This is a genomic window from Azospirillum sp. B510, assembly GCF_000010725.1.
GTDB lineage: Bacteria > Pseudomonadota > Alphaproteobacteria > Azospirillales > Azospirillaceae > Azospirillum > Azospirillum lipoferum_B.
Genome location: NC_013854.1, coordinates 2,872,009 through 2,885,571 on the forward strand (window position 1 = coordinate 2,872,009; position 13,563 = coordinate 2,885,571).

17 protein-coding genes and 2 tRNA genes are annotated in these 13,563 nt (G+C 65.2%); 10 read left to right on the forward strand and 9 right to left on the reverse strand.

Annotation, left to right across the window (positions count from 1 at the left end; genetic code table 11):
• The first annotated feature begins 137 nt into the window (after positions 1-137).
• A tRNA-Leu gene (locus tag AZL_RS13415) sits at positions 138-222 on the forward strand.
• Between the two features lie 32 nt (positions 223-254).
• On the opposite strand, the gene AZL_RS13420 is transcribed toward AZL_RS13415, so the two are convergent.
• Positions 255-608, reverse strand: coding sequence for a carboxymuconolactone decarboxylase family protein (locus AZL_RS13420; RefSeq protein WP_012975082.1), 354 nt, complete (start codon positions 606-608; stop codon positions 255-257).
• Between the two features lie 818 nt (positions 609-1,426).
• Between AZL_RS13420 and AZL_RS13425 the strand changes: the two genes are divergently transcribed.
• The 5 genes from AZL_RS13425 (at position 1,427) to istB (ending at position 6,151) form a co-directional block, all read left to right on the forward strand.
• Complete coding sequence (locus AZL_RS13425; RefSeq protein ID WP_042443826.1) at positions 1,427-2,677, forward strand: tyrosine-type recombinase/integrase; 1,251 nt, start codon at positions 1,427-1,429, stop codon at positions 2,675-2,677.
• A 106-nt stretch (positions 2,678-2,783) separates the two neighbouring features.
• Positions 2,784-3,233 carry a helix-turn-helix domain-containing protein gene (locus tag AZL_RS13430; RefSeq protein WP_012975084.1) on the forward strand — a complete coding sequence of 150 codons (450 nt, stop codon included), beginning with the start codon at positions 2,784-2,786 and terminating at the stop codon, positions 3,231-3,233.
• 70 nt (positions 3,234-3,303) lie between these two features.
• A complete protein-coding gene (locus AZL_RS13435; RefSeq protein ID WP_247894218.1) occupies positions 3,304-3,777 on the forward strand; it encodes a PIN domain-containing protein in 474 nt (157 codons plus the stop codon).
• A 93-nt stretch (positions 3,778-3,870) separates the two neighbouring features.
• Positions 3,871-5,385 carry an IS21-like element ISAzs2 family transposase gene (gene istA / locus AZL_RS13440; protein WP_012972683.1) on the forward strand — a complete coding sequence of 505 codons (1,515 nt, stop codon included), beginning with the start codon at positions 3,871-3,873 and terminating at the stop codon, positions 5,383-5,385.
• A gap of 10 nt (positions 5,386-5,395) precedes the next feature.
• Positions 5,396-6,151: an IS21-like element ISAzs2 family helper ATPase IstB gene (istB, locus tag AZL_RS13445; RefSeq protein ID WP_012972684.1), complete on the forward strand. Its 756-nt coding sequence runs from the start codon at positions 5,396-5,398 to the stop codon at positions 6,149-6,151.
• A 301-nt stretch (positions 6,152-6,452) separates the two neighbouring features.
• Here istB and AZL_RS34235 read toward each other — a convergent pair.
• A protein-coding gene (locus tag AZL_RS34235; protein ID WP_148219284.1) for an IS630-like element ISAzs14 family transposase occupies positions 6,453-7,549 on the reverse strand; the annotation gives its coding sequence in 2 pieces (ribosomal slippage) (positions 6,453-7,033 and positions 7,033-7,549; 1,098 coding nt in all).
• Positions 7,550-7,674: 125 nt separating this feature from the next.
• Here AZL_RS34235 and AZL_RS35500 point away from each other — a divergent pair.
• Positions 7,675-8,028: a hypothetical protein gene (locus AZL_RS35500; protein ID WP_158305976.1), complete on the forward strand. Its 354-nt coding sequence runs from the start codon at positions 7,675-7,677 to the stop codon at positions 8,026-8,028.
• Positions 8,029-8,226: 198 nt separating this feature from the next.
• Here the strand turns inward: AZL_RS35500 and AZL_RS13460 are convergent.
• Positions 8,227-8,311, reverse strand: a tRNA-Leu gene (locus AZL_RS13460).
• A 245-nt stretch (positions 8,312-8,556) separates the two neighbouring features.
• On the opposite strand from AZL_RS13460, the gene AZL_RS36595 reads away from it, so the two are divergent.
• The gene (locus AZL_RS36595) at positions 8,557-8,730 is read left to right on the forward strand and encodes a hypothetical protein (protein WP_173380482.1); all 174 of its coding nucleotides are present in this window, start codon (positions 8,557-8,559) and stop codon (positions 8,728-8,730) included.
• A gap of 36 nt (positions 8,731-8,766) precedes the next feature.
• On the opposite strand, the gene AZL_RS13465 is transcribed toward AZL_RS36595, so the two are convergent.
• Positions 8,767-9,012 carry a hypothetical protein gene (locus tag AZL_RS13465; protein ID WP_012975088.1) on the reverse strand — a complete coding sequence of 82 codons (246 nt, stop codon included), beginning with the start codon at positions 9,010-9,012 and terminating at the stop codon, positions 8,767-8,769.
• Positions 9,013-9,121: 109 nt separating this feature from the next.
• Positions 9,122-9,892 (reverse strand): competence/damage-inducible protein A, encoded by a 771-nt coding sequence (locus AZL_RS13470; protein WP_012975089.1) that lies wholly within the window; start codon positions 9,890-9,892, stop codon positions 9,122-9,124.
• Positions 9,893-9,958: 66 nt separating this feature from the next.
• Between AZL_RS13470 and sfsA the strand changes: the two genes are divergently transcribed.
• Together sfsA and map are read left to right on the forward strand one after the other, a co-directional pair.
• Positions 9,959-10,717: a DNA/RNA nuclease SfsA gene (sfsA, locus tag AZL_RS13475; RefSeq protein ID WP_012975090.1), complete on the forward strand. Its 759-nt coding sequence runs from the start codon at positions 9,959-9,961 to the stop codon at positions 10,715-10,717.
• A gap of 56 nt (positions 10,718-10,773) precedes the next feature.
• On the forward strand, positions 10,774-11,583 hold the full coding sequence (map, locus tag AZL_RS13480; RefSeq protein WP_012975091.1) for a type I methionyl aminopeptidase: 810 nt from the start codon (positions 10,774-10,776) through the stop codon (positions 11,581-11,583).
• Between the two features lie 317 nt (positions 11,584-11,900).
• On the opposite strand, the gene AZL_RS36315 is transcribed toward map, so the two are convergent.
• The 4 genes from AZL_RS36315 to AZL_RS13495 are packed head-to-tail and all read right to left on the reverse strand — an operon-like array spanning position 11,901 to position 13,358.
• On the reverse strand, positions 11,901-12,065 hold the full coding sequence (locus AZL_RS36315) for a hypothetical protein (RefSeq protein WP_012975092.1): 165 nt from the start codon (positions 12,063-12,065) through the stop codon (positions 11,901-11,903).
• 12 nt (positions 12,066-12,077) lie between these two features.
• On the reverse strand, positions 12,078-12,518 hold the full coding sequence (locus AZL_RS13485; protein ID WP_012975093.1) for a cell wall hydrolase: 441 nt from the start codon (positions 12,516-12,518) through the stop codon (positions 12,078-12,080).
• An 8-nt stretch (positions 12,519-12,526) separates the two neighbouring features.
• Complete coding sequence (locus AZL_RS13490) at positions 12,527-12,820, reverse strand: hypothetical protein (protein ID WP_042443150.1); 294 nt, start codon at positions 12,818-12,820, stop codon at positions 12,527-12,529.
• A gap of 49 nt (positions 12,821-12,869) precedes the next feature.
• The gene (locus AZL_RS13495; RefSeq protein ID WP_158305977.1) at positions 12,870-13,358 is read right to left on the reverse strand and encodes a DUF4376 domain-containing protein; all 489 of its coding nucleotides are present in this window, start codon (positions 13,356-13,358) and stop codon (positions 12,870-12,872) included.
• Positions 13,359-13,563 lie beyond the last annotated feature (205 nt).

Below are 13,563 nucleotides of genomic sequence, written 5' to 3' on the forward strand. Positions count from 1 at the left end.
CATGACAGGGGCCGCGACGGGGAGGGGGAATAAGCGGCGGCGCGGCGGCGTCGCCAACGGAGAAACGGGGAGGATCGGAATGCCCCGTTCTTTTGCGCTTTCCGTTTGCGGAGCGTTGCGTTAGAAGAGGCGTCGCTGCGGGCGTGGTGAAATTGGTAGACGCGCCGGACTCAAAATCCGGTTCCGCAAGGAGTGTCGGTTCGAGTCCGACCGCCCGCACCACCACAATCTGTTTTCTGGGGCCGCGTTTCCGGTCAACTGGCCGCCTTCGCGGTGAACTGGTCGAACGCCTCGACCGCCTGGGCGGCATACATCACCGACGGCCCCGCCCCCATATAGACCGCCATCCCCATCGTCTCCATCACCTCGTCCCGGCTGGCTCCCTGCCTCATCGCCGCTTCGGCATGGAAGGCGACGCAGCCGTCGCAACGGATCGCAACGGCGATGCCGAGCGCGATCAGCTCCTTGGTCTTGGTGTCGAGCGCATCCGCCTTCAGCGCCGCCTGGGCCATTCCGGAAAAGGCCTTCATGACGTCGGGCGCGCCGCCGCGCAGTTCCCGGATGGCGGTGGACAGCTCGCCGGTCATCTGCGGCCAATTCTTGTGCATGGGTCGTCTCCTGTATTTGAAAGGCTCCCGGCGGATGATCCGAGCGCCGCGATCATGCCGGCTGGCGGACCGGCCGTTGACTGAAAATTAGAATATACTAATTTAAAGATCAAGGGGCTTTCGCGGAGATCACCCGCAGCCCTCGCCCTCGTCGCCAGTTCCCCACGGATCCGCCTGTGCCCCTGTGTTCGCCGTTCAGCTGCTTGATGCCCGCCGCTCCGTCGGATGGGCGGAGCGGTGCCGGCCACATTCCCGGCGCTCTTTTGAATCCACTGTCACGGTTCGATCCGCCACGAGTACCGACGGAAACGACCAAGCCTCTGATTTTCCACGGCCAGGGTGGCATGCGTTGCGGCCCCGCCGCCGAACGTATGAAGGCCGCCGGGCACGCCGGCACCATTTCCCCGCCTGGGTCATAGCGTCGTGCGTTAATTATGAAACGCAGGACGCCATAGCTTTATGTCTGACGATCGGATTCACGCTTCAAATCGAGTCCGATTTTACGCGATCCGATCTAATGCCGGCGGCGCGGTGGAACGCTGACCGAGCGGCCGTGGACCGCAAAGACCCTCATGAAGAGTTTCGGAAACATGGTGCGGGCGGCGGGACTCGAACCCGCATACCCAAGGGTGCGGGATTTTAAGTCTCTCTCCCTGCACCTTTCGCCAGTTTTCTGGAATCTTCCCATTCCTCATGATCGCGTGATTTCAAAGACTTACAGCCTACCCTTCTTCTCCATCCCCTCCCGGCATATGATCGGTTTTCCGACACCGTGGGTCCTGGGTGGGTCCTGGGATGTGGGTCCTGGGGGGATGGGGATGGAAGCCAAGATCACGAAAACGCTGGTGAACCAAGTCCAGGCCGGGGACAAGGACCTGATGATCTTCGACACGACGCTGAAGGGCTTCGTGCTGAAGGTGACGCCGTCCGGCGCTAAGACCTATCTGGTGGTCTACCGCATGGGCGGCCGGGACACGCCGAAGCAGAAGGTGACCATCGGTCGGCACGGATCCCCCTGGACGCCCGACAAAGCCCGCACCGAAGCAGAGAAGCTGTTGGCATCGGTAAAAAGGGGGACTGATCCGGCGGCCGAGAAGAAGGCCCGGACCAAGCGTGGCGCCACCGTCGCCGATCTGGCGGACGACTATCTGACACAGCACGTCGACGTGAAGAACAAGCCCAGCACCGCGACCGGGTTCCGCCGGCTGGTGGAGAAGGAAATCAAGCCGCCGCTGGGCAAGCTGCAGGTCGACAAGGTGACACGCGCCGACATCGCCAAGCTGCACCACGACATGCGGGACACGCCCCGACAGGCGAACCAGACGCTGGCCGTCCTGTCGAAGATGTTCAGCTTGGCCGAGGTGTGGGGACTCCGGCCGGACGGGACCAACCCCTGCAAGAAGATCGAGCGCTACCGGGAGAACAAGCGGGAGCGGTTCCTGTCGGTCCCCGAGGTGGAGCGGCTGGGCAAGGCGCTGGCCGAGCTTGGCGAGACGATGGAGGTGCATGAAACCATCCTGTCCGCCATTCGCCTGTTGCTGCTGACCGGCTGCCGCGTCGGGGAGGTGCTGGCGCTGCGCTGGGTCGATGTGGTCGACGGCGCGGTCCTCATCCGCGACGCCAAGGCCGGCGGGCGCGTCCATCCGATAGGTGCGCTGGCGCAAGCCTTCCTATCCGAGCTGCCGCGCGAGTCGGAATGGGTGTTGCCGGCACCGCGATCCCCCCGCAACCCGCTGCCGAACACCACCATCTCCCATGGCTGGGAGGTGGTGCGCAGCAAGGCCGGGCTGGAGGACGTGCGGCTCCATGATCTGCGGCATACCGTCGGGACCTATGCCGGCCAAGCCGGCGCGAACGCCTTCCTAGTGCGCGACAAGCTGGGGCACAAGACGCTGGCGATGACCGGTCGCTATGTTAACCGGGATGCCGATCCGATCCGCGAGCTGTCCGATAAGATCGAGGGGCGCATCATGGGCGCGCTGAAGGCCGGCGCCGCAGCGGCCGAGGGAGAGACGAGCGGGGCCGAGGTGGTGTCGCTGCCGACCGGGAGGAAGCGCGCCGACAGGTGAGGAAGGCAGGAGGGGCCGCGGAACACTCTCCCCACCTTGCCGTTTCGGATATTGCGTTTAAGCGCGAAGCACGCCATATAGACTCGGTAAAAACGGGAGAAAAACCATGAACGCCCTACTCGAAAAGCCGGACACCGTCGTTCCTTCCGAGGAAGACGCCGCGCTGGCGGCCGAGTCGAGCCGTATCCTGGCCTCCAGGCCTTCCGAAGGAGAGTTCCGGGTTCACCTGGACGACGGTCAGACGCTGGCCTTGCCGCGCGCTGTGAAGCAACTCCTTGCCCATCTGCTGACGGAGATGTCGCATGGCAACGCCGTCACGCTGATCCCGATCCATGCTGAGATGACCACCCAGGAAGCGGCCGACTATCTGAACGTCAGCCGGCCCCATTTGGTGAAGCTGTTGGAAGAGGGAACAATCCCCTTCCACAAGGTCGGTTCCCACCGCCGGGTGCGCTTCCGTGATCTGAAGAGCTATAAAGACCGGATCACGGCTGATCGCGCCAAGGCTCTGGACGAGTTGGCGGCCCAGGCCCAGGAACTCAACATGGGGTACTGATCGAGTGTCGCGCTTCACCGTTGTCTTCGATGCCTGTTGCCTCTACCCCGCCCCACTGCGGGATTTCCTCATGGAGTTGACGACGGCGGAGCTGTTCCGGGCGAAATGGACATGGGCGATCCATGAGGAATGGACGCGTAACCTGCTCCACAACCGCCCGGACCTGACGCGGGAGGCCGTGAAACGCACCTGTGCCTTGATGAACCGTGCCGCCCCGGATTGCCTCGTGGAAGGGTATGAGCACCTGATCCCCGTGGTCGAACTGCCGGACGCCGATGACCGGCACGTCCTGGCAGCCGCGATCCACGCCCGCGCCGATGCCATCGTGACCTTCAACCTGAAGGACTTTCCGGCCGCGGAACTGGGTAAGTTCAACGTCGAGGCCATCCACCCGGACGACTTCATCAGCTACCAGTTCGACCTGCACGAACCGGCCGTTGTGATCGCCGCGCAGAGGTGCCTGCATATTTCGGCGGAAAGCACCCAGCGGGAACGGCGGAAAGCGCCCGGGCAGAACGGTGAAAGCGCCCAGCCGTTTCGGTGAATTCGCCCACCCGTAGGAGTGGTGGTATCGGGGTCCGAACCAGCCTTTGGCATCCCCATGATCTTTCCACGGCACAGGCCAAGGAGGATCGGGATGCCCCGAGCGAGGTCGGACATGCGGCGGATCAGAGAAGTCCTTCGTCTGCGGGATGAGTTTGGCGCCAGCCAACGGCAGATTGCCGATGCCTGCCGGCTGCCGCGCAGCACCGTGCGCGATTACCTGGAGCGGCTACGGGCCTCCGGGCTGCAGTACGCGGATGTGCTGGGCTGGACGGACGTCGAGCTGGAGGAGCGGCTGTTCCCGCCTCCGGTCACGTCGGCGCGCCCGGTGCCCGACTGGCGGCACATCAGCCGGGAACTCGGCCGCCGTGGCGTAACGCTGCGGCTGCTGTGGGAGGAATACCTGGAGGTCCATCCCGGCGGCTATCGCTACACCCAATTCGTCCAGCATTTCCGGGCATGGCAGGGTGCTCATGCCGAGCCGCGTCTGCGCCGGGAACATCGGCCGGGGGCGGCGATCGAGGTTGATTACGCTGGGATGACGCTGACCGTCGGGCTCGGCGCTGAGGCGCGGCAGGCCCAGGTGTTTGTCGCCTGCCTGCCGTATTCGGGCTACGTCTATGCCGAGGCGACCTGGACCCAGCAGGCGGAGGAGTGGCTGGCCTCCCACACCCGGCTGTTCGAACATCTGGGCGGCGTGCCGGGCAAGCTGGTGCCGGATAACCTCAAGGTCGGCGTCAGCCACGCCTCCTTCTACGATCCGGCGATCAACCCGGCTTATCACGATCTCGCCCGGCACTACCGCACCGCCGTCCTGCCGGCCCGGGTGCGGCGCCCGCGCGACAAGCCCAGCGCCGAGAACGGCGTGCAGCAGGTCGAGCGGCGGGTGCTGGCCCCGCTGCGCGATACGCCCTTCGCCACGCTGGACGCCGCCAACGCGGCCTTGCGCGACAAGCTGGCCACCCTCAATGCCGCTCCCTTGAGCCGCCGGCCGCAGGACACGCGCGCCGGCCTGTTCGCCGCCGAGGAGCAGCCGACCCTGCGCCCCTTGCCGCCGGACCGCTTCGTGCCGGGCACCTGGGCGCGCCACAAGGTCCCGCCCGACTATCATCTCGCTCTCGACGGCGGCGTCTACTCGGTGCCCCACACGCTGATCGGCAAGACGGTCGACGTGCACAGCACCGCCGGCGTGATCAGCGTCTTCCTGCGCGGCAAGCGGATGGCCTGCCATGTCCGCCGGCAGGACGGCGCCACCGTGACGCTGGACGCCCATCGCCCCGCCAACCACCGGGCCGTCGCCCGCTTCACCCCCGATGCCATCCAGACCGAACTGGCCGCCATCGGCCCGGCCGCCGCGCTGCTGTTCGAACGCATCCTGGCCGGCGCCGATCACCCCGAACAGGCGGTGCGGGCCGGGATCGGCCTGATCCGCTTGGCGGCCACCCACGGCACCAGCCGGCTGGAGCAAGCCTGCCAGGCGGCGCTGGAGGCCAACGTCGGATCCTACCGCTACGTCCAGCGCTGGTTGACCGCTCCCCCGGCCACAACGGCGGACGCGGCCGGTGCCGGCGAGCACACCAATCTGCGCGGCCCTTCCTACTATCACTGACGGAGATACGATGATGAAGCACGTCAACCACGAGCGGCTGCGCCAGTTGCGGCTGTACGGCATGGCCAAGGGGTTGGAGGCGCTGGAACGCCTGCCCGATCGCGGCCAACTGGCCTTCGACGAGCAGTTGGGCACGCTGATCGAGCGGGAAGCGGCAGAGCGCGCCAACACCGCACTCGCCAGCCGACTGAAACGTGCCCGGCTGCGCCAGACGGCCTGCCTGGAGGACCTCGACCTGCGCACCCCGCGTGGGCTCGATCGCGGTGTTGTGCGCGAGCTGGCCACCGGGCGCTGGGTGAAGGAGAACCGGCCGGTTCTGATCACCGGCCCGACCGGGATCGGCAAGACCTGGCTGGCCTGTGCACTCGGCAACCAGGCGGCGCGGGAAGGCCACAGCGTACTCTACACCCGGCTGACCCGCCTGCTGGACGATCTGGCCACCGCCCGCCTGGACGGTTCGCTCGCCCGGCTGCTGCGACGGATCGCCCGGCTCGACCTGCTGATCCTGGATGACTGGGCGATGACCGAGCTGACCGCGCCTCAGCGCCTGGACCTGATGGAGGTGATCGATGACCGCCACGACCGGGCCGCAACCATGCTGGCCACCCAAGTTCCCGTGGCCAACTGGCATCGGCTCATCGGCGATGCCACCTACGCCGACGCCATCCTCGACCGCCTCGTGCATCGGGCCTACCGCATCGACCTGCATGGCGACTCCATGCGCCGCACCAAGGCCGATGCCGCCAGCGAAACCCCCGACACCTAAGGCCGGTGCTTGGCAACCAAACCCACAACCTTCATAACGTAAATCCAGGGTTCGGCCCCGGCTCCCACCAGCTTGCAATTCGGGTGGGCGCTTTCGCCGAAACGGTGGGCGCTTTCAACCGAAACGCCTGGGCGAATTCGCCGAAATACGCAGAGGTGCCTGAGGCGCCTGAAGAGCCCGCCGAAAACGGCGGATGACTACCTCGCCACGCTTCATGCGCAGTCGCTACCCAAGACCGTGGCGGCTCTGAGGCCTTACGCCGCTGTGCTGTGAGGGTGCTGGAGGAGTGATACCAAAGCCGTTAAATTTTGACCTGTAAGGCCCACGGGTAACCGCATGTGGAGCGGATGCGGCCGGGTTCGGCGAGGATGCGGTTCCAGACGCGACAGCAGACGTCGAGGATGGCGTTGAGGTCGGTGAAGAGCCGGTGGGACAGCAGGGTGTCGCGCATGACCTGCCAGAGCCTTTCGATGGCGTTGAGTTCCGGGCTGTAGGGCGGGAGCGGCACGAGGGTGATGTTGGCCGGCACGGCGAGATCGCCGCTGGTGTGCCATCCCGCCCCGTCGATCACCACGGCGGCATGGGCGCCGGGGGTGACGGTGCGGCTGATCTCCTCCAGCATGAGGTTCATCGCCTCGGTGTTGGCGCGCGTCATGACGATGGCGGCTCCGGTGTCGCGCTCAGGACAGACCGCGCCGAAGAGATAGGCCGACTTGAAACGATGATCGCGCACGGCGCGCGGCCGGCTGCCGCGCGGCGCCCAGCGCCGGGTCAGGGTGCCTTTCTGGCCGATGCGGGCCTCGTCCTGGAACCAGACCTCCACGGCGCTCGCCTCGGGGTGGTCCTCTCCGATGGCGGCGAGGCGTTCGGCGAAGTTTTTTTAAACGCCTCCTGGGCCGGTGCGTCGGCCTTGGGATGGATCGGGCGCGGCGTCAGGAAGGACAGCTTCATGCGGTGCAAGCGGTCCTGCATGCCGGTGCGGCTGTAGTCCGCCCCGAAATGCCGCAGGGCCAAGTCGCGGATGTGGCGAACCCGGTACTCGACGACGCCGTCCCGTTCGACCTCGGGGCCGGCGGCGATCAGGTCAGCCAATTCCGGCTCCAGGGCGTCGGCGAGCAGCGGCGGCCGGCCGCAGCGCGCCCGATCCCGCAAGCCGTCCACCCCTTCGGCGTTGTAGCGCACGACCCAGTCGCGCAGCGCTTGCCGGTCCATGCCGGCTTGCCGCGCCGCTTCCGCCCGGCTGACGCCGTCCAGCGCCATGGCGATCGCCAGCAGGCGCCGGCACACCCGCCCATCGCTCTCGCCGCGGGCGAGGCGGCGCAGGTCTTCCGAGCTCAGGTCGGGGCGGATCGGCAGGGCGGACATGGCTGTGCTTCGCTCAATGGTGAGACCTGGCACAGGGAATCACTACCGGCGCTGAACCGCAAGCCACAGACCCGGCGAGTCAGAAGTTTCCGGCTCTGGTATTAGATGCATGCCGCCGCTTTGCCGAAAGATATAAAGAAACAAGGAATAACGATGATTTGATTGCGGCTGTTCTTTTTGGAAATCACACACTTGATTGGCTGCACACAAGAGACCTTGGATTGAGCCAAAGTGACTTTGAAGCCGAAAAAACGAAGATGAAATCTGCTTGCCCTGAGTGGGATGAACTTAGGAGAATTGCCAATGGCACGAAGCACCCGAGGATCCAAAACATAAAACAAGCAATAGAAAGGGAACACGAATGGGAGGATGATGACTGGTGGAGTATGGGCGGAGTGGATGGCGAGAAATCTCTCTTTATAGACTTCAACGGTAAAGAGATATCTCTTCATGCTCTGATTATGAGTTTTCTAAGGAACGCAGATACCTACCTGAAAAGTCTAGGAATTTAGAGCCGATATTTCTACTTGCTATGCCTGAGTAGAGTCGATCAGAAAAACGCTTCTGCGTATGCCCCCGCTGGGTAAGGCTGCCCAGCCTACGTCCCGAGACGATTCCCGTGGGTCCTGGGTGGGTCCTGGAGGTCCTGGAGGCTCTTGACCTTCTCGACCCTCTCCGCAATCAGCGGGAAAAACCGTTTCTTTTCAAGATGGTGCGGGCGGTGGGACTCGAACCCACATACCAAGAGGTGAGGGATTTTAAGTCCCTTGCGTCTACCAATTTCGCCACGCCCGCGCACCCGCTCCCTACCATCGCGAAGCCGATTCCCGTGCCCGGATCGTGACGGCGAAGAGCATGTCACCGGAACAGCCCCGCGTCACCCGCAGAAATTGCATATGAAAATATGCAACGCACCGTTCCGTACCCATGACTTAGACAATAGCGAGGCTGCGGGTCAAGAGGCCTTCGCAATATCACAGGCATTCCCATATTGGGGCGGCGCAACCTGGAGACGGACGCTCCTCAAAGGAGGATACGGCATGAGCGAGACGGATTGGCTGTCGCTGGTGGCCCTGCTGATGGTCGCGATTCTGGTGGTGCCTGCGGCCTTGCGCCGGAACCGCGGAGTCATTCTGCGAAACGCCGCGCTCTGGCTGGCGCTGATCGTCGTGCTGGTGTGGATTTACGACCGCTTCGGCCCGTTCGGCGGCTGAGGGGCGGCTGAGGGGCCGGGCCGGCCGCGACCGGCCTTACGGCCGGGTGTCCTCGTTCATCGTCATGATGCCGATTCCCATCGACACGCTGCCGAAGGTCAGCATCAGCCCGGCATAGAGCATCACCGTGGCGGTGATGCCATAGTCGCTGTTGCCGATCAGCGTCGCCAGCTTGGCGACGTCAAACCACAGGAGACCGCTCGCCAGCACCACGGCGCCGGCGATGCCGGCGATCAGATGGCGGATGAGGAACAGCAGCGCGGCTTTCTCGAAGCTCTTCATGGCGGGACTCCCGCGACAGGTCCGATGCGGATGACGGCAAGATTGATGACAGAAAGTTAATGTAGGACCGGACCGGTCCGCGACAACCGATCCGTCGGCATATCCCGCATTACCCTTTGGTGCCGACCGTGACGGCGGGCATGCCGCCCAGGCGGCGGACGATCTCCGCCAGCTCGTCGGTCGCGGCGGTCAACTCCGCCTCGTCCGTGCCGCGCAGCACCAGACTGACACCGAAGGATCCGCTGCGGAAGTAAGGATAACTCCCGATCTCCAGCGCCGGATGGCGGTCCTGCAAGGCCGACAGTTCGGCGGCGATCACCCCTTCCGCCAGCTCGCAGGTCACCGTGCGGGCATGCAGCGCCGGCCCGCCGGCCAGACGCGGCAGAAGCCCGTCCAGCATCGCCCGCATGATGTTGGGCACGCCGGCCATGACGAAGACGTTGCCGATCTGGAATCCCGGCGCCTGGCTGATCGGGTTGTCGATCAGGATGCCGCCGGCCGGGACATTGGCCATGCGCAGCCGCGCCTCGTTCAGCTGGCCGGCGGCGTAATGGCGCTCCAGCCGGGCGACCGCCTCCGGATGGCGTTCCAGCGCCACGCCGAAGGCCTTGGCGACACAGGCGGCGGTGATGTCGTCGTGGGTCGGGCCGATGCCGCCGGTGGTGAAGACGTAGCTGTAGCGGGCGCGCAGCGCATTGACCGCGGCGACGATCTCCTCCTCCACATCCGGCACCACGCGGGCCTCGCGCAGCCGCACGCCGATCTCCGTCAGCTTCTCGGCGATGTGGCCCAGATTGGCGTCCTTGGTGCGGCCGGACAGGATCTCGTTGCCGATCACCAGCACGGCGGCGGTCGGGTTCGCGACGGTCTGGGGCGTCATGGCGGTGCGGGTCTCCGTGGAACACTCTTGTCGAGCGGGAAGGCCGGGGGTAGCGTCGCCGCCAAGATGCGCTTTCCAGCCCCCCTTCTTCAAGGCCGCCTGATCCGCCGCTACAAGCGGTTTCTTGCCGACGTCCTGCTGGACGGGACCGACTCCCTGCCGGACGGGGTGGAGGTGACGGCGCATGTCCCCAATTCCGGCAGCATGATCGGGCTGGACATCCCCGGCTCCACCGTCTGGCTGTCGCGCTCCGACAACCCGAAGCGCAAGCTGGCCCACACGCTGGAACTGGTGGAAGCCGCCGCCCCCTGGGGCGAGGGGCTGGTCGGCGTCAACACCGGCCATCCCAACGCGCTGGCCGCCGCCGCGGTCGCCGCCGGCACCATCCCGGAGCTGGCCGGCTACGACCGTTTGCGGCGCGAGGTGAGATACGGCCGCAACAGCCGAATCGACCTGCTGCTGGAGGATGATCCGGCCCGGCCGGACGCCCGGCCCCCCGCCTATGTCGAGGTGAAAAATGTTCACCTCCGCCGCCCCGGCGGCCCCCATGGCGACGCCGCCGAATTCCCCGACTGCGTCACCGCGCGCGGCGCCAAGCATCTGGAGGAGATGACGGCGATGGTGGCGCAGGGCTGCCGGGCGGTGATGCTCTATCTTGTCCAGCGCGCCGACTGCACCCATTTCCGCACGGCGGCCGATCTCGATCCGGCCTATCACGCCGGCTTGCGCCGCGCGCTGGATTCGGGGGTGGAGGCGCTGTGTTGGTCTTGCGCGATCACGCCCGAATCGATTGAATTGGAGCGGTCGCTGCCGATCCGCCTCTAGGGGGCCGGCGGGCGTCGGCATCGGGCTTTTGGTTACCTGGCATAGGGGCTTTCGTCTTGGAACAGGATCACGTCGATTCCAACCGCGTCCGTCTTCATGGTCCGGAGGGATTCGAAGGCATGCGCAAGGCCGGCCGGCTGGCCGCGCTGGCACTGGACTACATCGTCCCCTATGTGCAGCCGGGCGTCACCACCGGCGAGCTGGACCGCCTGCTGGAGCAGTTCATCCGCGACCATGGCGGCATCCCCGCCCCGCTGGGCTACCGCGGCTTCCCGCGCGCCAACTGCATCTCGGTCAACCATGTCGTCTGCCACGGCATCCCCGGCGACAAGCGGCTGGTCGACGGCGACATCCTGAACATCGACGTGACCCCGATCGTCGATGGCTGGTACGGCGACAGCAGCCGCATGTATCTGTGCGGCGATGTCGGGGTGAAGGCGCGCAAGCTGGTCGACGTCACCTATGACGCGCTGATGATCGGCATCGCCGCGGTGAAGCCGGGCGCCACGCTGGGCGACATCGGCCACGCCATCCAGAGCTTCGCCGAGTCCCACCGCTTCTCGGTGGTGCGCGATTTCTGCGGCCACGGCGTCGGCCGCACCTTCCACGAGCCGCCGTCGGTTCTGCATTACGGCAAGCCGGGCGAGGGGCTGGTGCTGAAGGAAGGGATGATCTTCACCATCGAGCCGATGATCAACACCGGCCGCGCCGACGTGAAGATCCTGAGCGACGGCTGGACCGCCGTGACCAAGGACAAGTCGCTGTCAGCCCAGTTCGAACATTCCATCGGCGTGACGGCGGAGGGGGCTGAGATCTTCACCCTGTCGCCAGCGGGCTTCACCAAGCCGCCCTACATGGTGGAGTGAGGGTAACGGTTATTATGGAGTGAATGGCGGGCGCCGCGTCGGAGGATGCGGCGCCCGAGTTGTTTTCGGCGGACGGCAAGCATTCGCTCGTCGAGCTCCGCTACAGGCGCCATCGAAGCATGGCCCAAAAGACCAAGGGCCCGGCAATCGCTTGCCGAGCCCTTGGAGAAACTGGTGCCGCAACAGGGATTTGAACCCCGGACCTACTGATTACGAATTGGCAATACATTGTTATTTTCCAATGGCTTAAATACCATAGAACCGTCAGAGTTCCGACTAAATATACTGAAACTCTGACGGATTTCTACTCTGACGACTCAGCCCTTAGTGAAGATGCTGATGAAGCTGGCGATGGCCACGCCAAGGGTGGCGATCACCTCCGCCTGGTCCGGCGTCACGGCGATGCCGGCGACGGTTGCCAGCCCTATAAGGCCATTCCAGGTGCCGCGCTCCTTGGCCTTAGTCAGCAGATAGTCCTTCATGGATGAAGCTCCTTACTTCTTGAGGACGCGAATCGGAGCCGTCAGCTCCAGGCGGAAGAAGCGGTGATCCCCGATCTCCGCCACCGGGGTTTTCCCCACGGACCACGTCGGCGAAACGCCGACGGTATGGTAATGGTCGGCATTGGCCGTCACATCGCGCAGGCGGCCAGCCAGCATCTCGTCCGCGATATCGAGCGCAGCGCGGAAGGTGCGGTCGCTGTCGGTGATGGCCAGCAGCTTGTCCCGATTCGGGTCTTGCTCCAGCCAGCATGAAAACTGATAGGGCTTGAGGCAGACGGCGGGCGCCGTCTTTCCCCACCAGCGAGGATTGCGAACCCGGTTCGCAATCACGCCAGCGACGGCGGCCATGCCGGCGATGCCCTCACCGCGCGCTTCTCCCCACAAGGTCCGAGCGACGACCTCACGGGCAGACAGGGTGGATGGATCAGTCATGCTTCACCTCAGCGATGCAGAAACAGCTTGATGATCTCCGACATGGCCGCCCCAATGCCGCCAGCCAGCAGCGTCAGCACCGCCATTGCGCCGGCAGCACGACGGCGCGCGTCCGAGTAATGCGCCACCTCTGGCTTCATCGCGGCGACGTCGCGCGCCAAGAGCGCCAATTCTTCTAACTGGCGCTGGATAGCGTCCAGCCGCAGGTGCGTGACCTCACGCGATCGGCGGGCATTCTCAATTTCTGCTTGTATCTGGCCAATCTGGAAGCTGATTTCGTGTAAGTCGCCGGCAGGGGGCATGGCTAGGCTCCTTGGTTATCCAGCCCCTCGGGGTTGGACTGTTGTCGCGTCAGGGCCAGCCAACCGTCTCGTCCACCGTGGTCGGATCGGCGGCGGTCAGGGCAGCATCCTTCAGGTCGCGCGCGTGCTGGACGATTGTGGAGTAAGAGACCGCCACCGCCCCGGCCAGGGCGATCCCATCGTCCGAGGTCGGCAGGGGAAGGCGGGTGTTGTCCAGCGCGATCCAGCCCTGCGCATAGCTGTCCGGCCAAGGCAGCGCGCCGGCCAGCACCAGTGCCGCCGTGGTCGCCATGTCGCCCAGATCGGTGCGACTGGTGCTGTCCATCGCGAACCGCTTCCCGGCATGCAGGGCGCCCAGCGCCATCCGGCGGTGCCGCTCGGCGCCGATGGCCTCCACCTTGCTGATACGGGCTGCGGTGAGGCCGGCCGCCACCTCCTCCGGCGTCAGATCGACCAGACGATAGGTGACGGTCACCGCGTCAGCGCCGACGATCCACTCGGCCTCTGGCCGGCGCTCGGCCCGCTTACCGGGCGCCACCGGCGGAGTGTCGACCAGCGGCAAAAGCCGCCATGACGGGCAATAGCGCGCCCAATCTGCCGTATTGTATAAGTCCCACGCCGTCGCTGGGTGCGCTATGCCGGCATGAACAAAAGGCTCGGCGTACCGCTGCACCTTAACAACTGCGTTGTTTTGAACGATGACGGCGGGAAGTGCAATGGTCATTTATTAGCACCATCTAGAC

Coding starts and splice junctions, on each gene's coding strand:
- AZL_RS13465 (WP_012975088.1), bottom strand. CDS start 9,012: ATGAAGAGCTTCGAGAAAGCCGCGCTGCTGTTCCTCATCCGCCATCTG.
- AZL_RS13425 (WP_042443826.1), top strand. CDS start 1,427: ATGGAAGCCAAGATCACGAAAACGCTGGTGAACCAAGTCCAGGCCGGG.
- AZL_RS13430 (WP_012975084.1), top strand. CDS start 2,784: ATGAACGCCCTACTCGAAAAGCCGGACACCGTCGTTCCTTCCGAGGAA.
- istB (WP_012972684.1), top strand. CDS start 5,396: ATGATGAAGCACGTCAACCACGAGCGGCTGCGCCAGTTGCGGCTGTAC.
- AZL_RS13420 (WP_012975082.1), bottom strand. CDS start 608: ATGCACAAGAATTGGCCGCAGATGACCGGCGAGCTGTCCACCGCCATC.
- istA (WP_012972683.1), top strand. CDS start 3,871: ATGCCCCGAGCGAGGTCGGACATGCGGCGGATCAGAGAAGTCCTTCGT.
- sfsA (WP_012975090.1), top strand. CDS start 9,959: ATGCGCTTTCCAGCCCCCCTTCTTCAAGGCCGCCTGATCCGCCGCTAC.
- AZL_RS13485 (WP_012975093.1), bottom strand. CDS start 12,518: ATGACTGATCCATCCACCCTGTCTGCCCGTGAGGTCGTCGCTCGGACC.
- AZL_RS13490 (WP_042443150.1), bottom strand. CDS start 12,820: ATGCCCCCTGCCGGCGACTTACACGAAATCAGCTTCCAGATTGGCCAG.
- AZL_RS13435 (WP_247894218.1), top strand. CDS start 3,304: ATGGAGTTGACGACGGCGGAGCTGTTCCGGGCGAAATGGACATGGGCG.
- AZL_RS13470 (WP_012975089.1), bottom strand. CDS start 9,892: ATGACGCCCCAGACCGTCGCGAACCCGACCGCCGCCGTGCTGGTGATC.
- AZL_RS36595 (WP_173380482.1), top strand. CDS start 8,557: ATGAGCGAGACGGATTGGCTGTCGCTGGTGGCCCTGCTGATGGTCGCG.
- AZL_RS36315 (WP_012975092.1), bottom strand. CDS start 12,065: ATGAAGGACTATCTGCTGACTAAGGCCAAGGAGCGCGGCACCTGGAAT.